The 20,816-nt window shown below is 37.5% G+C and carries 20 protein-coding genes and 1 pseudogene; 4 read left to right on the top strand and 17 right to left on the bottom strand.

The genetic code is table 11. The annotated features are described in order from the left end of the window. Nucleotides 1-11: 11 nt before the first annotated feature. The 10 genes and pseudogenes from AB5M32_RS02320 to AB5M32_RS02275 form a co-directional block, all read right to left on the bottom strand. Nucleotides 12-938 carry an aspartate carbamoyltransferase catalytic subunit gene (locus tag AB5M32_RS02320; RefSeq protein ID WP_010719215.1) on the bottom strand — a complete coding sequence of 309 codons (927 nt, stop codon included), beginning with the start codon at nucleotides 936-938 and terminating at the stop codon, nucleotides 12-14. A gap of 12 nt (nucleotides 939-950) precedes the next feature. Then, on the bottom strand, nucleotides 951-2,234 hold the full coding sequence (locus tag AB5M32_RS02315; protein ID WP_053766058.1) for a solute carrier family 23 protein: 1,284 nt from the start codon (nucleotides 2,232-2,234) through the stop codon (nucleotides 951-953). Between the two features lie 13 nt (nucleotides 2,235-2,247). Beyond that, nucleotides 2,248-2,787, bottom strand: a complete 540-nt coding sequence (pyrR, locus tag AB5M32_RS02310) for a bifunctional pyr operon transcriptional regulator/uracil phosphoribosyltransferase PyrR (protein WP_010719217.1) — start codon at nucleotides 2,785-2,787, stop codon at nucleotides 2,248-2,250. 238 nt (nucleotides 2,788-3,025) lie between these two features. Next, on the bottom strand, nucleotides 3,026-3,937 hold the full coding sequence (locus AB5M32_RS02305) for an RluA family pseudouridine synthase (protein ID WP_034697864.1): 912 nt from the start codon (nucleotides 3,935-3,937) through the stop codon (nucleotides 3,026-3,028). After that, entirely contained in the window at nucleotides 3,934-4,398 is a 465-nt protein-coding gene (gene lspA / locus AB5M32_RS02300) for a signal peptidase II (RefSeq protein WP_010737534.1), read from the bottom strand. Before lspA ends, AB5M32_RS02305 begins: the two co-directional genes overlap by 4 nt. Before the next feature lie 4 nt (nucleotides 4,399-4,402). Beyond that, nucleotides 4,403-5,101: a CBS domain-containing protein gene (locus tag AB5M32_RS02295; RefSeq protein WP_010719220.1), complete on the bottom strand. Its 699-nt coding sequence runs from the start codon at nucleotides 5,099-5,101 to the stop codon at nucleotides 4,403-4,405. After that, nucleotides 5,088-5,473 (bottom strand): annotated as a pseudogene (locus tag AB5M32_RS02290) (hypothetical protein). Before AB5M32_RS02290 ends, AB5M32_RS02295 begins: the two are co-directional and overlap by 14 nt. A gap of 357 nt (nucleotides 5,474-5,830) precedes the next feature. Continuing rightward, a complete protein-coding gene (locus AB5M32_RS02285; protein WP_229060502.1) occupies nucleotides 5,831-6,064 on the bottom strand; it encodes a CPBP family intramembrane glutamic endopeptidase in 234 nt (77 codons plus the stop codon). A 362-nt stretch (nucleotides 6,065-6,426) separates the two neighbouring features. After that, nucleotides 6,427-6,879, bottom strand: coding sequence for an LMxysn_1693 family intestinal colonization protein (locus tag AB5M32_RS02280; RefSeq protein ID WP_178286295.1), 453 nt, complete (start codon nucleotides 6,877-6,879; stop codon nucleotides 6,427-6,429). Nucleotides 6,880-7,209: 330 nt separating this feature from the next. Further along, nucleotides 7,210-8,880: a formate--tetrahydrofolate ligase gene (locus AB5M32_RS02275; RefSeq protein WP_178286297.1), complete on the bottom strand. Its 1,671-nt coding sequence runs from the start codon at nucleotides 8,878-8,880 to the stop codon at nucleotides 7,210-7,212. A gap of 182 nt (nucleotides 8,881-9,062) precedes the next feature. Between AB5M32_RS02275 and AB5M32_RS02270 the strand changes: the two genes are divergently transcribed. Further along, the gene (locus AB5M32_RS02270) at nucleotides 9,063-9,269 is read left to right on the top strand and encodes a cold-shock protein (RefSeq protein ID WP_010719225.1); all 207 of its coding nucleotides are present in this window, start codon (nucleotides 9,063-9,065) and stop codon (nucleotides 9,267-9,269) included. Nucleotides 9,270-10,121: 852 nt separating this feature from the next. On the opposite strand, the gene AB5M32_RS02265 is transcribed toward AB5M32_RS02270, so the two are convergent. Then, the gene (locus tag AB5M32_RS02265) at nucleotides 10,122-10,352 is read right to left on the bottom strand and encodes a hypothetical protein (protein WP_228011854.1); all 231 of its coding nucleotides are present in this window, start codon (nucleotides 10,350-10,352) and stop codon (nucleotides 10,122-10,124) included. A gap of 577 nt (nucleotides 10,353-10,929) precedes the next feature. Continuing rightward, nucleotides 10,930-11,352 (bottom strand): EbsA family protein, encoded by a 423-nt coding sequence (locus AB5M32_RS02260; protein WP_034697854.1) that lies wholly within the window; start codon nucleotides 11,350-11,352, stop codon nucleotides 10,930-10,932. Between the two features lie 77 nt (nucleotides 11,353-11,429). Here AB5M32_RS02260 and AB5M32_RS02255 point away from each other — a divergent pair, with 77 nt between their 5' ends. Continuing rightward, on the top strand, nucleotides 11,430-11,831 hold the full coding sequence (locus AB5M32_RS02255) for a ribonuclease HI family protein (protein WP_010719229.1): 402 nt from the start codon (nucleotides 11,430-11,432) through the stop codon (nucleotides 11,829-11,831). Nucleotides 11,832-11,881: 50 nt separating this feature from the next. Here AB5M32_RS02255 and AB5M32_RS02250 read toward each other — a convergent pair whose 3' ends face one another. From AB5M32_RS02250 to alaS, 3 genes are all read right to left on the bottom strand, one after another. Next, nucleotides 11,882-13,003, bottom strand: a complete 1,122-nt coding sequence (locus AB5M32_RS02250; protein WP_368024338.1) for a cation diffusion facilitator family transporter — start codon at nucleotides 13,001-13,003, stop codon at nucleotides 11,882-11,884. Nucleotides 13,004-13,041: 38 nt separating this feature from the next. Beyond that, nucleotides 13,042-13,638, bottom strand: coding sequence for an ECF transporter S component (locus tag AB5M32_RS02245; protein WP_010737525.1), 597 nt, complete (start codon nucleotides 13,636-13,638; stop codon nucleotides 13,042-13,044). Between the two features lie 488 nt (nucleotides 13,639-14,126). Next, complete coding sequence (alaS, locus tag AB5M32_RS02240; RefSeq protein WP_088745154.1) at nucleotides 14,127-16,769, bottom strand: alanine--tRNA ligase; 2,643 nt, start codon at nucleotides 16,767-16,769, stop codon at nucleotides 14,127-14,129. 363 nt (nucleotides 16,770-17,132) lie between these two features. Here alaS and AB5M32_RS02235 point away from each other — a divergent pair, with 363 nt between their 5' ends. Then, complete coding sequence (locus AB5M32_RS02235; RefSeq protein ID WP_010719233.1) at nucleotides 17,133-17,564, top strand: GNAT family N-acetyltransferase; 432 nt, start codon at nucleotides 17,133-17,135, stop codon at nucleotides 17,562-17,564. A gap of 130 nt (nucleotides 17,565-17,694) precedes the next feature. On the opposite strand, the gene AB5M32_RS02230 is transcribed toward AB5M32_RS02235, so the two are convergent. Both AB5M32_RS02230 and AB5M32_RS02225 read right to left on the bottom strand, forming a co-directional pair. Next, the gene (locus tag AB5M32_RS02230) at nucleotides 17,695-19,044 is read right to left on the bottom strand and encodes a DEAD/DEAH box helicase (RefSeq protein WP_034697842.1); all 1,350 of its coding nucleotides are present in this window, start codon (nucleotides 19,042-19,044) and stop codon (nucleotides 17,695-17,697) included. 100 nt (nucleotides 19,045-19,144) lie between these two features. Beyond that, complete coding sequence (locus tag AB5M32_RS02225; RefSeq protein ID WP_094940252.1) at nucleotides 19,145-20,290, bottom strand: VanZ family protein; 1,146 nt, start codon at nucleotides 20,288-20,290, stop codon at nucleotides 19,145-19,147. Nucleotides 20,291-20,421: 131 nt separating this feature from the next. Between AB5M32_RS02225 and AB5M32_RS02220 the strand changes: the two genes are divergently transcribed. Then, a complete protein-coding gene (locus tag AB5M32_RS02220; protein WP_010719236.1) occupies nucleotides 20,422-20,748 on the top strand; it encodes a hypothetical protein in 327 nt (108 codons plus the stop codon). Nucleotides 20,749-20,816 lie beyond the last annotated feature (68 nt).

Genomic DNA, 20,816 nt, shown 5'->3' with positions numbered 1-20,816 from the left:
TCCTCCTAGCTTTACGCTTTTCCGTTTAGTACTGCTTCTAAGATCGCCATTCTAACAAAGACGCCATTGCTCATTTGCTGTACGATTCGTGATTGTAGTCCTTCCACAAGGGAGTCAGCTAATTCGACATCACGATTGACTGGCGCTGGGTGCATGATGATCGCATGCTTTTGCAATTTCTTCGCACGTTCGACTGTTAATCCATACTCTTGGTGATAGGCTTCTTTTGAAAAACTTTCTTTCCCATCATGACGTTCATGTTGTACGCGAAGCATCATCATGACATCCACTTGTTCTAATAATTCATCTAATGGCAGGTAGTGCCCATAGACTTCAAATTCTTCATCGTACCATTCGCGTGGACCTGAAAAGAAGACTTGTGCTCCTAATCGTTTCAGCATTTGCATGTTTGATTTTGCTACTCGTGAGTGTGTGATATCCCCAACGATCGCTACTTTCAATCCCTCAAAGTAACCAAATTCTTCGTAGATCGTCATCAAATCAAGTAAGCATTGTGTTGGATGTTGACCACTTCCGTCACCACCATTGATAATCGAGCATTGGATTGTTTTACTTTGGATCAATTCATCATAGTAATTTTCATCTCCATGGCGGATTACTGCAACATCCACACCGAGCGCAGACATCGTCAAGACCGTATCATAAAGGGTTTCCCCTTTTTGTACAGAACTCGTACTCGCTTCAAATTCAATCACTTCTAAGCCTAGTTTCTTTTCGGCTACATCAAAGCTCTTATGCGTACGAGTACTATTTTCAAAAAACAGATTCGTCGCAAAGTATTGCGGTTTTTGTGGTGTCCAGTTTGCTCCTTGTTTAAACTCTTGACCTCGTCGGATCAAGCCCATGACTTCTTGATCCGTTAAAGCTTCCACTGTCAATAAATGTTTTAAACTAATGCGTTCTGATTTGATGATCATGATAGTTCCTCCTTAGTTTTCTTCGCTACGTGAAGTTTCGGGTAAGATAAGATTCAGAATGATACCAAGTACAGTTGCTAAAGCCATTGCTGATAACGTGAAGGTGCCTACTTCAAAAACCAAGCCGCCGATTCCGACCACTAAGATCACTGAAGCAATCAACAGATTTTTCTTTTTATCAAAATCGATTTTATTTTCGATCAAAATCTTCATTCCACTCGCTGCGATCACTCCGAACAAGATAAAGCTGATTCCGGAAATTACGGGTCCGGGGATACTTAAGATCAAAGCGCTTAATTTGCCCACAAATCCTAAAATCACAGCGAAGACTGCTGCACCACCGATGACGAATACGCTGTGTACACGAGTGATTGCTAACACACCGATATTTTCCCCATAACTTGTAACTGGAGGGCCACCGACGAAAGCTGCGACGATCTGCGCTAAGCCATCTCCCATCAATGTTTTGTGTAAACCTGGCTCTTCAAAGAAATTACGTTTTGTTAATTTATTCAAGACCATCAAGTGTCCAATGTGTTCCGTCATCGTAACGAAAGCAATAGGTGCCATCGTCGTAATTGCCCCTAAGTAAAGCTTCGGTTCATATTGAACAAATGGAATCTCGAAGTTTGGTAAAGCGAACCATGCAGCATCAGCGATCGGCTTTGTATCGACGATTCCGAAGAGTAAAGCAACGAGGTAGCCGCAAATGATCCCTAACAAAATTGGAATAAGTCCTAAAAATCCTTTTAGCCACATGTTGAAAAAAATCGTCAATGCTAAAGTGATCAGTGCCACGGCAATATATTTAAAATCATAGTTGCCTTGGTTATACATTGCGTTCGTTGCAGCATTCGCTGCTAACCCCAAACCGATTACCATGATCACGGGACCAACGACAATCGGTGGTAAAATTTTGTCCAACCATGCTGAACCGATCTTTTTGATGATCCATGCGACGATCAAGTAAACCAGACCAGTTGTTACGGCTCCTTGGGCGATCGCTGGGTATCCGTCAGTCTTCATCAGCATTTGCATAGCTGCGATAAAGGCAAAGCTACTACCCAAGTATGCTGGAATCTTTCCTTTAGTAGTAAAAAGATAAACTAATGTTCCTAATCCTGAGCTGACTAAGGCAATCCCTGGATCGATCCCCACTAAAATCGGCACAAGTACAGTAGCACCAAACATCGTAAAGAGATGTTGTAAACTTAAGCCGATCCAATGTCCTGTTTTTGGGCGATCGTGGATATCTAAAACCGCATCGTGATTATGGAATTTTTTCTGTTCTGACATATCAATTGCTCCTCTATTCTTCCTCTTTCAAAATCATGATTCGATCTTTGCCGTCAAGTTCTTGCATTTCGACTAAGATTTCTTCTGTTTTTGCTGTGGGAATGTTTTTCCCAACATAGTCTGCTCGAATCGGTAACTCCCGATGTCCCCTGTCTACTAAGACAGCCAGAGAAATTTTTCTAGGACGACCATAGTCCATTACTGCGTCCATCGCTGCTCGAATCGTTCGTCCAGTGTAAAGGACGTCATCGATCAAAATCACTTCTTTTCCTTCTAGTGAAACGGGAATATCTGAAGAATGAAGTTCTGCTTCAGCTGGTGTTTCTTTTTTATCATCACGATACAATGTGATATCCAGCTCTCCGACCGGAACTTCGATGCCTTCTAGTTGCTTCAAACGATCGGCAACTCTTGATGCGATGTAAATGCCTCTTGTTTTTATCCCAATTAAGACAACATCTTGAATCGTCTGATTTCTTTCAATGATTTCATAAGTGATACGTGTCAATGCCCGCTTCATGGTTACTTGATCCACAACTTCTTTTGCTTGCATGTTTGTTTCCTCCTTTTTTATACACAAAAAAACTCCTGCCCTAAGAGGACAGGAGGAATGTCTAGACTGAGTGTACATTTAAATACACTGATAGTTATACTACGTCATTGAGTAATCGATGTTATGGCGCACCATAGCTCTCTTACCCACACCCTTCTTAGCCTCACGGGACTAAACTTAAAGGAACTGATATGAAGTTTTTATGCTTTCGTTGTTAAATACTATACCGTTATCTAAATCAAAATGCAACACTTTTCCTTAGTTTTTCTAAAGTTTTTTCAAAGATTGTTGGAAGCGGTGCTTCAAAGACCATTTTCTGACCTGTGATTGGATGGGTAAAACCTAAGAGCTTCGCATGAAGAAATTGCCCATTCCCTTTCAATGTCTTACTTGGTCCGTAAACTGGGTCTCCAGCTAAAGGATAGCCTATATATTTCATATGCACACGGATCTGATGGGTCCTACCTGTTTCTAACGTCAACTCCACCAACGTAAAATCATTGAATCGTTCCAAGACATTAAAATGGGTCACGGCTGGTTTGCCATCTTCTCTAACTGCCTGCATTTTACGGTTCACTTTTGATCGACCGATCGGTGCGTTGATCGTTCCTTTTTCATGAGGAATCACTCCATGGACTAACGCTACGTATTTACGTAAAGAAGTTTTATCTTTTAATTGCTTGGCCAAAGATTCATGTGCTAAATCATTTTTCGCTACCATCAACAAACCTGAAGTATCTTTATCGATTCGATGGACGATCCCTGGACGGATCACACCATTGATCGACGAAAGATCTTTTACATGATACATTAAAGCATTGACCATCGTACCATTCGGATGACCTGCTGAAGGATGGACGACCATGCCTTGTGGTTTGTTGACAACAGCAACCGCTTCGTCTTCATAAACGATTTCTAATGGAATGTCTTCTGCTTCAATTGAAAGGGTCTCTGGTTCTGGCACAGCGATCACGATTTCATCATTTTTCTTCACTTTATAATTTGCTTTCACCACTTGTCCGTTGACCGAAACGGCACCATCTTTGAGCCAAAGCTGGATTTGTGAACGACTATAATCGTTGAATAAACCTGTGAGTACTTTATCGATCCGTCCTGTTTCTGTTTGAATCGTTGCGTTTAATTCTGTCATTTTTTCCCTTGTTCCTTTTCATCTAAAATAATGTATATCAAAATAAGAATCACACCACAAACAAGTGTCATATCAGCTACATTGAAGATCGGAAAATTCATAAAATCTGTTTGGAACATATCGACGACATATCCCAGTCTAACACGATCAATAAAATTCCCAATAGCTCCTGCCAAAATAAAACTTAGCCCTGTCAGCAACCATCGATTGCCCTGTTTGCGATTCTTGACCATCAATGTCACGACAACAATGACAGCAATCACTGTGATTATGACGAAAAACCACATCTTCCCTTCAAGCATACTCCAAGCTGCCCCAGTATTGCGTATATGATTCAACGATAAGACGCCTGGAATCAATGTCTTCGTTTCGCCTAAAGATAAATCATTGACGATCCACCATTTGACCCACTGATCAAGAGCCACTAATAATCCACTGATCATAAAATAAATTGCTAACAAAAAATCATTCCTTTTCTATTTGTTGATAAATATCTCTAGGTCTAATGATCCCCAGTAAGTTGCCGTCAGGATGACCATCTTTGGTAATCAGGACTGCTTCTAGAGTTCCTTGTTCCCGAAACATTGTTTCCACTTCATAAACATAAGTATGTTCAGCTACAAAACGATAATTCGTATATTTACCATCACTAAAAATCAAATCAGCCGCTTTTTTATCTGTTAAATCAATGGTCCCTTTTTGACTTTCCTTTGCTAGCCAAAAACCAATGACCCGCAATGTCACAAGCGCTACGAATTTCCCTTTATTATACAAAGGAAACTGTGAGTATCGTTTTTTGGCAACCGTTCCTAACAAATCAAGTAAAGGAAGATCTCGTTCAAAACCTGTGACATGTTTCGCAAAGCGAGGTAAAACCTTTGCTGGACGAATCAAGTCTTCTTCAATCTGCTGGATCTTATTGACTGCCCAATCATTGGGTTCAGCAATCACAAAGTCCACAGCAATCCGATCGTGAACAATGGCATTTCGTAACTGCGCCAGCTGAAGCAAATCTTCTTCATATTGACGAATCACTGCTTTTTTGCGTTGGGCAAGTCGTCGAACTAACTCAGTAAATCCCATATTGCGGGCGTTACCCATTTCATCTCTCATCCATTTTTCGATCCGATTAAAACTACTTAAAAAAATATCAGAGTTTGCCATCTTTCTCCTCCTTGATCACATAGGCTTGGTTTTTGATGAAAAAAAAGAAGCCAATCATTACAAGTACCACGAACATACTATAAATTAGATTGTGTAACCACAATGCGCTTAATCCACTTCCTAAAAATAAAAAGGGATAAATCTGTAACAATAAGAGGTCATTGTAATGACGTATCCTTTGGACGGATGCGTTATTGTATACACTGGACTTTTTAACCAATAAAACGAAACTTGCATTGTAAAAGGTGCTTCTAACTTAAGTAAAACCGATTGATTATGATTCAATTGTCCTTTTTTCTTTCCATTGATCCGCAGTTGGATCGGACTACCCATGCCATAAAAACCTGTTCGTCTTGTCACTCGTACGTCCATAACGCCCCTCCTCCTGATGCTTTCTTAGTATACCGTAAAACACCCGAACAAGAAAGTAGATGTCTCAAAGTGTTTGAGTTCCCTATATTTAACTAATTTATAGACATTTTTTGCTCAAATGCAGCGAGTACAGCAAAAGTAGCCAACCAGCAAATCTATTAGAAATCTGTTGTAACATCGTTTTCACTCCTTATATATCCATTAAAGATGTTCGATCGAAAATAAAAGGATGACACAACTATCCGTAATGAATAATTGTGTCATCCTTTTTTACTGTTTAGAAGTATTTTTTTCAACCTCACTTTTTGTAAATCTCCACTTGCTTTAACTACTTTATCGTTCATTGCTTTGCAACAACTAAGTAAAGAATAAAAAAAGAAATATACCCACACCATTATAAAAAACATGGGTCAATATGGCGTACCACACATTAGAAGTTTTTATATAAACGAATCCAAATAGAACGCCGCAGAAAAAAAGGTTGAAATTTCCTCCGTGTACGATTGAAAACAAGAATGAAGAGATTATGAGGAGAGAAGCCTTTGTTTTCCTGTCAGAATGTAAGCTGATTAGACTAAATCTAAAAATCATTTCTTCTAAAAATACACCGTACGTTGTAGCACTTATTATATATTTTTTCAATTCACTATTAGCTAAAGAATTTAGGGGTAAGCTATTTGTATCAGGCAAAGCAGTATTAATGACAATAATACTAACGATACAAAAGACTGCAATAAATATGAGTTTCAGCCATTGTATTTCTACTAATGATTGATAGAGAAGCTGGTGGAACAACACCAAAAACATAAAACTTAGGATCAACGGAAACCAAGAAATCCAATCAAATATGAAATCATATTTGATTGGGATCCCTATATTTGGGATCATAAAATAAATAATAAAGTAACTCAAGCAAAGAATGAATTTCCAATGTTTCTTAGTATTCCTATGTATCATATTGCTACATAATCAATATATTGTGTATTTGCTGTAGCAGTTTGAGTACGAATATATTTATTGTCTACTTTACGATAAACTCGGTAAGTGACCGTTATCCTTGCATTTTGACAATACTTCTTGAATTTTCCGTTTACTGAGTATTCGTTCCCGATTTTAATATTCATTCCGAAGATCGTTGCACCAATTGCTAATGTGGTTTTTCTATTGTGGGTTTCTGTACCCGAATATGTACGATTTCCTTTAGAAATACGCCAACTTTGAGGTTGTGACCAAGTTTTTGTCTGAATCGATGGTTCGTCTAATACATAGTACTCATCATCACTACAAATTGCTATGCCAGAACTATTCGTTTCATCGGCTAATACTGTAACACACGGAGTTACAGCAGTTCCTAAAGTCAAAAGTGACGTAGACACCAAAATTGTTCTAAATAAATACTTTTTCAAAAATTTGCACTCCTATTTTAGTATTAAAGAGAACGTTTTCTTCACAATGATTATAAATCATTTTATTTTAGACATATGATTGCTATCATAAAAAGCTGTTTTGAACTCAAAATCATCCGTGAAACCGCCATTATTTACTTGTTGACTAACACAATATGTATAAAAACAAGTCAGCCCTTGTATGAACATATACAAGAGCTGACTTTATACTTTTTTTTGATCGAAATGGAGCCTTTACCTAATTTTAGGTATTTACTCGTTTTTTGTGTATTCTCACTAAACATTTTTGATAGATGGCTTTTTTATGAAGCACCCTATCCTCTTTCTTTTTTAGAATAATCCCAGTACTTCCCCATCACTGGTAACATCCATATTCAATGCAGCTGGTTTTTTGGGAAGTCCCGGCATAGTCATGACATCACCTGTTAGCGCAACGATAAACCCAGCCCCTAATTTGGGAACGAACTCTCTGATGGTAATCGTAAATCCTTCAGGAGCGCCTAGAAGTGTCGGATCGTCAGAAAATGAATATTGGGTTTTCGCCATACAAATTGGCAGTTTATCCCAACCATTAAGGACAAACTCATCGATTTGTTTTTTTGCTTTTTTACTAAAACTGACACCTTTTCCACCATAAATCTCTTGGACGATCGTTGCCACTTTTTCTTCAATAGTCGCTGTCGGTTGATACAAGGGCTGATAATCTGCTTGCTGACTATCAATCGCACGAACGACCGCTTTGGCAAGTTCAATTCCACCATCTGCGCCATGCTCCCAAACACTTGCTCGTTGTACGATCACCCCTTGATTTTCGCAAAGACGTTCTAACAAAGTAAATTCAGCTTCCGTATCTGTCACGAATTCGTTGATCGCAACAATTACGGGGATATGGTATTTCTCCATATTGTGGATATGACGTTTTAAATTACTGAATCCTTTTTCCAATGCTGCTAAATTTTCCGTTTTCAACTCTTCTTTAGTTGCACCGCCATGCATTTTCAATGCACGAACTGTTGCTACGATCACGATCGCATCAGGTGCCTTTTTCAAATTCGGAACTTTGATATCTAGGAATTTTTCTCCACCTAGATCTGCACCAAATCCAGCTTCAGTCACCACATACTCCCCTAATTTAAGAGCTGTTTGGGTAGCTAAAACACTATTACACCCGTGAGCAATATTGGCAAAAGGACCGCCATGGACAAATGCTGGCGTGCCATAAATCGTTTGTACTAAGTTTGGTTTGATCGCTTCTTTTAATAGCAGTGCCAATGCACCTTCTGCTTTGAGATCACCAGCTGTCACTGGCTTTTGATCAAAGGTATAACCGACAACAATTCGAGCTAAACGCGCTTTTAAATCATCGATGTCTGTTGCTAAGCATAAAATCGCCATGATTTCACTTGCTACGGTGATGTCAAAGCCATCTTCTCTCGGCACACCTTGAATCGGACCGCCCAAGCCAACAATCACTTTTCGCAGTTCGCGATCATTCAAATCGACGACACGTTTCCAGATCACACGACGTGAATCGATTCTCAGTTCATTCCCTTGATGGATATGATTGTCCAAAAGTGCAGACAATGCATTATTAGCAGACGTAATCGCATGCATATCGCCAGTAAAGTGTAAATTGATATCTTCCATTGGTAATACTTGTGCATAGCCTCCGCCGGCAGCACCACCCTTGATTCCCATGACTGGACCAAGGGAAGGTTCTCTTAACGCAATCACTGCTTTTTTACCAATTTGATTCAATGCGTCCCCAAGACCTACCGTGATGGTCGATTTACCTTCTCCAGCTGGTGTAGGATTGATGGATGTAACTAAAATCAAGTGACCATCTGGTTTTTTCTTTAATTTCTTGATGGTGGAAAAATCGATTTTCGCTTTATATTTTCCGTAAAGCTCCAGGTCATCTTGTTGGATATCCAATTTTTCCGCAATTTCAATAATCGGTTTTAACTCTGTTTCTTGTGATATTTGTAGATCGCTCTTCATCAAATTACCCCTTTACACGAACTTTATACCCAAAACAAAAGAATTTGTTCAGTTATATCTATTATACCTTTTTTTATTTTAAAACAAAATAGGCAAGATTGCTTTTTTAATTTAATTGACGTATATATAAATACTCTTTATAATGTTAGTTATGATCAGACTTTAGAAAGGTCGTGAGAGCTTTGACCACAGGAACTGTGAAATGGTTTGACAACAAAAAAGGATATGGATTTATTAGTTATGATGAAACAGAAGAAATATTCGTCCATTTTACTGCAATTGAAGAAGAAGGTTTCAAAACCCTTGAAGAAAATCAATCTGTAGAATTTGAAATAATCGAAGGAAACCGTGGGGCACAAGCCGCTCATGTCAAAAAAATGATCTTATAAGAAAGTTTCAACAATAAGTAACTTCTCTTCAAAACAGAAGAGATTGCATCAAAAATATTCAATTTAAAGAAAGACCGATACTCCGCAAAATGTTCTTTGCAAAGTATCGGCTTTTTTATAATTTTATAATTGCTTGAACGATAGAAAATCAACTTACGCTGCGTCTCTTCCATACAGTACAACGTTCACTAATATTACAAAATCTCACTTTTAAATAAAAAGATACATATTTCTGTTTGTTTTCTAATCCTATCGAAAGAAGGTTATCTCGAATTTATCAGATGATTTGAAAAAGACTGCTCGACTGTATTGAAAACTTGATTTCTAGCGTTTGCTTTAATATTTTTTACAAATTTCTTTTCTTTTTTCTTCGCTATTATTTCTTCTCGTTGTACCTATGCATCCTTCTCACTTATTTCCGAGTGAATGATGTCTTTCGCATCAGATTGTTTTCTTTTCAACATTAATTGCCATTTTAAAAGAATCTTTCTAAATCGAGACAACGGATTTAAAGAATCGACAATCCGAGCAAGGGCTTGATTGTTATATAGCCTTGGTTGATAATCTTTTTTGATTGCTTTTATACCATTTTTTTACCGAGCTTTTCTAATAACTAGTTTCAACGATCACTTTCACTATTTATGATTCGTTCATTTATGTATCTTCTTGAACTGGTTCCTGAAGTTATTTCCTGCGAATCAAATCCAGCCATGATATTTTTTAAGTCCTGAAGGTTATAACCCTGTGTTTTGCTGTTTTCTTTTAAAAATTGCCAACCATTTATCACTCCAAGTCGATCAAAACACTGATTCCAACGATTGACATCAAAACTATGTGAACCCATAGAAAGATTCATCTCGTTGAGGTGATAGATGTCTGTTGACTCCTGGAGTAGCCCTTCTGCTGATTCGCTAAATTTCTTGAAATTTGCGCATTTTTCCAACTCGCTTGATTTGTTGCACGGACAGATAGCGAACGTATTTCTTGTTTATTATTCGAACTACCTTGTTTCACTCTTGATGTCTGTGCTTTTTTCATCTGTGTTCTTTTGCCATTTTCCTTTCTTTTATTTAGCTTTTCCAAGTGCATTCTCCGTAGTTTTGTACCTCTCGTTTTCCATATTCCTTTTATCTTCCTACCGTTCCTCCGCCATAGTCTCACTATCTTCCTACCGTTTCTCCGCCATAGTCTCGATAGCTTCGCACCTCTTCTCTTGAGAATGCCTGTTTTCTTCCAAATTCGGTAGAGATCTTCAAACATTTTTTTTATTTCCACGTCCGTTTTTCTCCTTATACTTTTTCTGTAAGTTTTATTATAAATAAGAAAAAATGTTATCTTACTTCTTTTTTTCCTTTAAAAAATATTTAGTGCAAATTTTTTATAATATCCTTTATGTTATTAAGTTATATATCCCTTGGTTGAATGGTCAGGTGTCCATTACTTTATCGAAAGTTACTGGTTGAACATCATATCATCCATTTTTCTAGGGTCAAGTTCATACAAACGTCAGCAAGACACAATCAAGCCGAAGAATCTCACCCTGATCATAAAATGATCTTCGGATTCTTCGGCTTGTTTTCTCAGAGGTTATATATAGTTATGTTTTTCTCGCAGCTATTTTATATCTGCTGAATCAATTGGTTTAAACAAGTAAAATCAATCAGCTAGTTGTATTTACTTGGTTGTTAGTGCTTTGTTGCTCTTTACCTTCAGAATAGTAGGACAAAAAAGCTGTCTGACTTTTTTTGCGCATCAGATAGAAGGTTGGCTCAGCCTTCCCTACATATTTAATCTTTACACCTCTTTTGACCGGTGTTACAGAGTCAATATCTTGTAGCGGGATATTTTGGTCCTTCCAAAAAGCAGCATATTTAATTTTGATTGCATGGTTTTTCAAAATAAATGACCGACGATACCCAAGAAAAAGAAAAATTAAAAATAGCCCCATCACTAAGTTACTTTTCCAATAGGGTCTAGTGTTTTCAAGTGATAAAATCAAACTAAAAAATAAAATGATCAAAGATAAAGACCAATAGATGATCGTCTGCGCCCATTCCGGCTGCCAGCGAATTATTTTTTTCATTCTTTAACCTCGCATCTATTTGTAATGGTATAATTATAGCATAACACTATTTTTATAAAAAGGAGAGCTTCCTTATTATGATCAAAGTATACATTGATGCTTCCACAAAAGGCAATCCAGGACCTAGTGGTGGAGGCATTTTAATTATCCATGAAAATAAACAAGAACAGCTTACCGTCCCACTTTCGGATGGCTCCAATCATCAAGCTGAATTCGAAGTCTTTTTAAAAACTTTAGAAATTTTAAAGGAAAAAGGCTGGGTCAATGAAACAATTCTCTGTTATTCCGATAGCAAAGTACTTGTTTCTACAATCGACAAAAACCACACGAACAACGAAAGTTTCTCTTCCCTTCTATATGAGATCCAACAATTACTCGCTCAGTTCCATTTACTCATCTTACAATGGATTCCCGAGAGTAAGAATAAAGGGGCGGATAATCTGGCACGCCAAGCGCTTCAAAAACAATTAAATCCATAAAAAAAAGACTTTTTAGCTACTTACTAAAAAGTCTTTTTAAAGTTTCTGATTTAATAGAGAAGATAATTGTGATCAAAAGTAATATCGAGTTCAAAAGAACCAACCTTTTTCTCAATAGCTTGACGAATCTTTTCTTCTAAAACATCATCTGGTAACTTGAAATTCTGAGGAACTACAATATCGAATTGCAACTCTTTCCCTTTACGTATGATCCGTAAATCGTGCAACCTCAACTCTTCCCCCAACTCTTTGATAATTTGTCTCAATTGTTTCAATATTTCACGGTATTGTTCATTATGGATTGCTACCGGATCTAGATGACAAACTAAATCTACATCCAAAGTCTTTTTAAAGTCTTTTTCGATAATATCAATGATTTTATGTGCTTCATTCAAGTTTAAACTGTCATCAACTTCAATATGAACAGAAGCAAACTTTTTATTTGGTCCATAATTATGAACCAACAGATCATGAAAACCTAAAATCGATTTATAAGAACTTAATTGTTTTTCCATTGTTTTGATTTCTTCAGCTGTTGGACGGCTACCTAGTAATTCATAGACAAAATCACGTAACATCATGATCCCACTAAAAATAATGTACCCGGCTAAGACAAAACCAACATAGCCATCAATACGCCAGCCAGTGAATCTTTCGATACCTGCAGATACTAAAACAGCTAACGTCGTGAATACATCATTGTAACTATCTTTGGCTGTCGCTTTTAGTGCTTCTGACTGAATTGTTTTTGAAAATCTAGTGTACATTCGTCCTTGTAAAAGTTTTAACAGAATCGAAAATATCAGGACAAGAAACACGATCGGTGTCAGGACTAAATGTTCCGGCCGAAAAATTTTCCGTATAGAAGTGTCCAAAAATTGAAACCCTACATACGTAATGATGATTGAAACAAATAAGCCACTGATATATTCAAATCGTTCATGTCCAAATGGATGTTCTTGGTCTGCGGGTTTTGCAGCAATCTTAAACCCAACAAGCGTCAAAATGGATGAAGCTGTATCGGATAAACTATTGATAGCATCCGCCATGATCGAAACACTGCCAGAAAAAAGGCCGATCATAAACTTCGCAACAAACAATAACATATTTGAGATAAGACCTAAGATTCCAGCTATAATACCTTTTTTGGTACGTTCTTGCCCACTAATCATTTTTTGTTCTTTTGACACTTTTTCGCTTCCTTTATTCTTTATTCTGGTTTAAGTGGCGTTGCAGCAAACAGCGCTTTAGCAATCAGTGGCGTAATGATTCCGGCACCTATCGCTTCCGGAATCCCATTGATTGCGGCAACTCCTGCCAAAGTTTTAAATAATAGATCCGCATCTACGCCATACGCATCAGCAGTTGCCCCAGTATAAAACAGTCCCATAAACCCTAGAACTAAAAGTGTATTCACGAGTGAGCCAAATACTCCTGCTAAAACCGAACCAACGACTACAGAATGATAACGTTGATAAATCCAGTGAAAAATGATTCCTGCAACTAAGCCAACTAACACTCTAGGAACAACTGAAATGATCGGATTGGTAAAGACGAGGGTATCAAATGGGGTCGTAGGCATGGCGTAAGCACGAATGATCGTGGCGATCCCCCAAAACAAACCAATGACCATGCCGTCTTTCGGTCCTAATACAACCGCAGCAACGATAACTGTTATGTGAATAATCGTCAAACTAATAAATCCTAAAGGAATAAACCCTAACCATGGAACCATTGCTTGAACGATAATGATTGCTAATAAAATCGCTCGTAAAACTAGACGAAAAGTTTTATTTTTACTATTCAATTTTACCCCCTCCTTTTTATTCTAATCGTAAAAGGTTTTGCTTTTTTGTCAATTAATTACTCTCAAAGAAAATGCTGATTGGTTGCATTCAGTTCTCATAAAATAAACCGAATTTGTCAACGGGATTTCCGTTTCAAACAAATTCGGTAGAACTTTTCTTTAACAAATAGGAGGATTCAATACTCCTTGAACAAAAAAGGTCGTTCTTGAGCCCTTTAGCATGTATGAAAATACATAGTATTATCGGTGCTTCCTTAAGCGATAAGCGATCAGTGTTTAAACTATGAAAAGCTGTTTAAAAAATGACCGCTTACTCGCTTCAATGAAAGCATCCTATTCCCCATTATTTGCTAAAACAAGGTCAAGCATTCGCTCCTTGAAATAAGTTTTTTCTCTCCCAAACATAAAATACCGTTTCAAAAGGAGGTTATTATCATCTGAGCTATTCGACGCTTTCCCATTTTATTTGGAAAAGTATTTAAAGTTGATTATTGATTAGACAACCATGTTTTAGCTTCTGATAAAGCATCTGGGATACCAGCAGGGTTTTTCCCACCTGCTTGCGCCATATCAGGGCGACCACCACCGCCACCACCAACTTTTGGTGCGATTGCTTTGATCAAGTCACCAGCTTTTAGCCCAGCATCATTTGCTTCTTTCGTCATAGCGACTAACAAACTAACTTTTCCGTCTTGTTCATTTGCCAAAACAAGAATATCGGAAATGTTTTTTTGTTTCCATTGGTCTGCTAATTGACGTAATTGGTTCATATCTTTTACTTTTACTTGTGCAGTAATCATTGAATGACCACTAACTGTTTCCACATTTTTAAAGACATCGCCTGCTTGTTGGTTCGCTAGTTTACTTGCTAATTGTTCATTTTCTTTTTGTAGTTCTTTTAATTGTTGTTGTAATTGTTCCGTTTTTGATACAACCTCTTTTAATTGAGGTGATTTGACAATTGTGGCAACTTCTTTTAATTGTTTTTCTTCCGCTTCCAATAACTCATAAGCTTCTTTACTTGTTACAGCTTCGATCCGACGAACACCGGCACCGATTCCTGATTCAGAAACGATTTTAAAGATCCCAATATTTTCAGTATTTGTTACATGGGTTCCACCACAAAGTTCGATAGACCATCCACCAATGTTCACTACACGGACTTCTTGACCATATTTTTCACCAAATAAAGCCATAGCCCCCATATTCTTAGCGGTATCGATATCTGTTTCAATGGTTTCTACTGGGATTGCTTCCCATATCTTCTCATTAACGATTCGTTCCATTTTTACTAATTCATCTGCTGTGATTTGTCCAAAATGAGTAAAGTCAAAGCGTAAATGTCCAGGAGCAACTAAAGAACCAGCTTGGTTTGCATGTTCCCCTAAAACTTCTTTTAAAGCTTTATGCAATAAGTGAGTCGCTGTATGGTTCTTAATGATGCGATTTCTCATCGGTACATCGATCAATAAGTGGTAAACTTCGCCTTCAGTCAATGTTGATAGCACTTCTACGGTATGCATAAATTGTCCATTCGGTGCTTTTTGAACGTCAACAACTGTCGCAACCGTTTCTCCAGAGGCATTGATGATCCAACCTTGATCAGCCACTTGTCCACCCATTTCTGCATAAAACGGTGTTTGATCAAAAATCAATTGACCTTGTCCAGCAGACAATTCACTCACTAGTTCTTCATCTTTGATAATCACCAATAGTTTGCTGTCTGATTCAACTTGATCATAGCCAATAAATTTACTATCCACTTTGATATCTGTTAATAGGGCAGATTGGACTCCCATTGATTTTTCTGTACTACGAGCAGCACGCGCACGTTGTCTTTGTGCTTCCATTTCTTTTTCAAAGCCTTCATGATCGACTTTCAAGCCTTCATCTTCTGCCACTTCTTCGGTCAACTCCACTGGGAAACCGTAAGTATCATATAATTTGAAGATATCTTTTCCAGCAAGTGTTGTTCCATTTGCTTTTTTGACTTCAGCGATCACTTGATTCAAGATTTCAAGACCTTCGTTGATCGTTTCATTGAAACGTTCTTCTTCGGTACGAACTACTTTTTCAATAAATTCTTTTTGTTGAAGGACTTCCGGATAATAGCTAACCATGATTTCGCCAACTACTGGAACAAGATCATATAAGAAAGCTTTTTCGATCCCTAATTTTTTCCCGTGCATCACTGCTCGGCGTAATAAACGACGAAGAACATAGCCACGACCTTCATTTGAAGGAAGCGCCCCATCTCCAATCGCAAAAGATAATGCTCGGATATGATCCGCAATTACTTTATAAGAAATGTCGGTTGTCGGGTTTTCACCATATTTTACTTGGTTACTTAGTTTTTCTACCGCATGAATGATCGGTAAGAACAAGTCTGTTTCAAAGTTTGTTGGTGCGTCTTGAACGATCGAAACCATCCGTTCCAGCCCCATGCCCGTATCAATGTTTTTATGTGGTAAAGGTTCAAATGTATGATCTGGTTTATGGTTGAACTCAGAAAATACTAGATTCCAAATTTCTAAATAGCGTTCGTTTTCTCCACCAGGGTAGTTTTCTGGATCATCTTCTGCGACATCATTGTATGCTTCGCCTCGATCATAGAAGATTTCTGTATCAGGACCACAAGGACCCGCACCAATATCCCAGAAATTATCTTCAACATCTACAATGTGATCAAGTGGTAAGCCGACTTCTTCATGCCAGATTCGTTTTGCTTCTGTGTCTTTTGGATAAACGGTAACATATAATTTTTCCGGATCAAATGCCATCCATTCAGGACTTGTTAAAAATTCCCATGCCCAATGGATTGCTTCATTTTTGAAATAATCACCAATAGAAAAATTCCCAAGCATTTCAAACATTGTGTGGTGCCGTGCTGTCTTCCCTACATTTTCAATGTCATTCGTACGAATTGATTTTTGAGCGTTTGTGATGCGTGGATTTTCTGGTACGACAGAGCCGTCAAAATATTTTTTTAACGTAGCAACCCCTGAGTTGATCCATAAAAGCGTTGGATCGTTGACCGGAATTAATGATGCGCTAGGTTCAATCGTGTGTCCTTTTGATTGGAAGAAATCTAAAAACATTTGTCGAACTTGTGCACTACTTAATTGTTTCATTTTATTACCTTCTTTCTTTATTTTAAACGACAAAAAAACACCCTCACAGCCAAGGACGAAAACTCGCGGTACCACCTTGGTTGCAATGATGTTCGATCATTACCTCTTGAACTCGATAACGCTGAGTAGCGTTGATATTTCTATCAATAAAAAAGGGAGCAATTTGTTTTTTTGACTATTCTTTTTTCAGCCTGGAAAGAATTTTCTGTAAGTCAGACTTAAACAAACCATGTCCTTTTCGTACTTTACAAGTATACGTATTCTATTTTATTCTGTCAACCGCTCTTTTCCTTCAACTCTTATTTCTTTCTAGAATATTTTTTGTTAAGCTTGAATTACGCCTATTAATCAAAAGGAGAATCGATGATGCAAGTTTATTTTGGAAACAAGTCCTGGATCAGAGGGGCGAGTTTTTATCTTCGTTATCAGGTATTTGTTCTGGAACAAGGCATTTTGCCAGAATTAGAATTTGACGAAACGGACACTTCTGATAACTACTTTCTGTTAATGGAAAACAATGTTCCAATTGCAACATTACGTTATCAAAAAAAATCGTCCACTTGTCTTAACCCCGATCGTTTTTGCGTCGCCAAAAATTATCGCCAACAAGGTTTCGGTCGTCAGCTGTTGTCCTTAGCTGAACAGAAAGCAAAAAAAGAAGGCTTGCTGTCAAGTTACCTAGTAGCAGAAATGACTGCCCTTAGTTTCTATCAGCAACAAGGTTACGAGACTTGTACAGATCCTTTTATCGAGGATGGGATTACCTGCGTAGGGATGCAAAAAGAATTGATTTAAGATCTATTATCACTAGATTATCTGCTAAATGAACACTTAAAAACAGACCAAAGGAATGCAGAAGACATGCAATCCTTTGGTCTTTGAGCGTGAAGTCATGACGTCTCTTTTAAAGGGTCTGGTCATTGACTTACTTATTGGAGTTTTTCTTATTTTTTCTTGCAGTTCTAGTTTGTTGTCTGCGTTCGATTTTACGGTCTTTTTTGTTCTTTTCAGCAATTGCCCAATCGATTTTCTTTTTATATCCAGGTTTGATTTTTTTCTTTTTCTTTTTCACTAAGCCGATCAATGTAGGATCCAGTGTATCTTTGGATTTTTCCCGTTTCGTCCGACGATTGCGGTCATAAGTCTTGATGATTTCATCATTTTTGATTTCCATCGGTTCAAATGTGACACCAATTTTTTCAATACTGTCAATCGTTTGTTCATCACTTGGTGAGTACAAAGTGATCGCAGTTCCTTTTAAACCATTACGTCCAGTCCGACCTACTCGATGGATAAAGAAGTCAAGGTCTTCAGGAATTTCTGCATTGATCACATGAGAAACCCCTTCAATATCGATGCCACGTGCCGCTAGATCTGTCGCAACCACGTATTGATATTCTAAGTTTTGAACTTGGCGCATCACTCGTTTTCGTTCTCTTGGAGTGATATCTCCATGGATTTTGGCTACTTTTAAGCCTTGATTTTTCAAATAATCAGCAATTTCATCCACGTGTTGTTTCGTATTTGCAAAGACAATTGCAAGGTAAGGATGACCAATTGTTAACAATTGGTAGATCATTCGATTTTTATCTTTCCCTTTAGTAGAGATCAGCCAATTCTCGATATCTTCTGAAATAACTGCTTTCGGTTTGATTTCTTCAATGATTGGATTTTCCATGTATTTACGTAAAAATGGTCGTAATTTTTCAGGAATCGTCGCTGAGAAAACTAAAAATTGCAGTTTTTCAGGCAAGCGACTAGCAATTTGATCCACTTCATTCAAGAAGCCCATGTCCAGTGTCATATCTGCTTCATCTACAACAAATGCAAATGCTGTATGGATTTTTAATGCTTGTTCATTCATCATATCCAAGATTCTACCTGGCGTTCCCACTACGATCTGTGGTTGTTGATGTTTCAAGCGGCTCAATTGGCGTTGCTTATCCGTTCCACCTACAAAATTCGTCACTCGGATCTCTGGATCGGAAAATTTAGCGATCTGACTAGCAGCATCATAAATTTGAGTAGCTAGTTCACGACTTGGTGCAGTGATTACTACTTGTACTTCGGCTTTTTCCGCATTGATTTTTTGAAATAAAGGCAATAAAAATGTATGCGTTTTGCCCGAACCAGTTTGTGATTGACCAATGATATTTTTTCCTTTAGCGATCAAAGGAATCAAACGCTCTTGTACTTCAGTTGGTTGAGCAAAACCTTTTTCTGCTAACGCCTCATTTATATATGGTTTAAAATGAAATTGTTCAAAATTACTCATTTAAGTAAGCACCTCTTCTCTTTCTTTTTTACACGACTTTCGCATTATACCACATCCTCAAGCAATTTGCTTGATCCTTTTCAAAGTCGCTCACGATCCACTAGTTCCCTTTTGGTTGAATGGTACTAATCGTATGTGTTTGACTGGCTTTTTCATAGAACAGCACTCTTTTCTTACGAAGGAATGACAAGAAAAGATTCAGCATGAAGATAAACTGTGCAAATGCAACACCCAACACAATAAAAATCCCGCTTACCTGTAATACACCTGTCGTATGGTCAGTGATATGTTGGATCGTCTGACTAAGCCAAGCTAACCCATAAAATAAAAAGTAAAGATACCCATAACGGATAAACAGTGCTTTAAAAGAAAGTCGTTTTCCGTTATCTGAAACCACACGAATGCGTACGATTTTTTTACCTAAAGTGAGACCGTTTGTTACATATGGTATGACCATGAAATAAAGCAAGACTTCTAAAAATACCCACCAACTACTTGAAGTGATATCACCTATTTTCAAAGACAATTGAAGAGTCACAGCAATCAGTACGGATAAAACCGATAAGAAAGCCCAATCAATGAGATAGGCAACTAATCGTCTCGTTAGAGAAACTGTTTTCCCTTTTTCGTATGACACTTCATCCATTCTTGCTCTCGTAGGCAACATGAAGGTAAAGATTGGTGTCATAATGTACCCTAACGTTCCTCCGATCGTATTCGTCAATAAGTCATTGACATCAAATAGCCGATAAGGTCGAGGATAAATAAAATACAACCCACTTAACTGTGTCAATTCAAAAAATAAGGAAAGACAAAAACTTGCAATGATGGTTTTCACAAAAGATAATCGAAAATAATATCTTAAATAGATCCCAAAAGGTAATAAAAGCAAAACATTAAATACCGGTTCTAAAAAAACGCTTTGTCGCATCGCTGGTAAATACGTACTTGGATCAGATAAAACCAAGACGGTATTCTCTCGGAAATGGACCCATGATGCAAATAAATGTAATTCCATTTTAGGTCCGGTCATTTGAGCAACGGCTTCCTTTGAAGGTAACGGTAAAATGATCAAAAAATAAGCACATAACAAATAAAAAACAAACGAATATAAGATAACCGCTCTCGAAAAAATAAACGTTCCATACTTTCGATATTCATAAATGAAAAAAACCGAAGAAATCGCTAATGCCAAAAATGGAAAAACAATAAGTGCAAAGCGAATCGGTTCAATATAACTAGCCATAAACATCCCCCTTTTTCATCTTAACTAACGGTTTCATCTTATCAGTACTCTTGTAAACTATGCAAGTTATGGGGTAATTATTTTTAAATTTATATTAATTGAAGTATCATTAACAAAAGGAGGCGATTAGCGTGCTTAATATTTATTTTGTGTTTGGCGTACCCGCTTTTTTATTGATTCTCTATCTCATTTTTGCGTATATACGTAAAAAAACGACCATCCGCTATCTTGGATTTATCTTGTTAATTATTGCTAGTTTCATGCTCGTGTTTAACTTACAGACATGGCAACAAGCACTACTTGAAATGGAGCAAGCTTCCTCTCGATCTTTATCAGATCAATTAGGTTATCCGATCTACTTGATTTGGATTCCCATTACTGTTGCTGGTTTTCTCGTCTTATTAAACCTTTTTCGTGCTTGGCGCCGACTAAAACAGTTAAGAAAAAAAACAGGATAAAAACGTGCATTCTCTTGTAGCTGGTTGGTAAAGTTAGCATTGCTTAACTTGACACGCTACAACAGAAT

Origin of the sequence: Enterococcus sp. C57 (genome assembly GCF_040887305.1) — a bacterium.
Classification (GTDB): Bacteria; Bacillota; Bacilli; order Lactobacillales; family Enterococcaceae; genus Enterococcus_B; species Enterococcus_B hirae.
The sequence above is the reverse complement of the archived record's forward strand: the minus strand, read 5'-3'. Positions and strand labels throughout refer to the sequence as shown.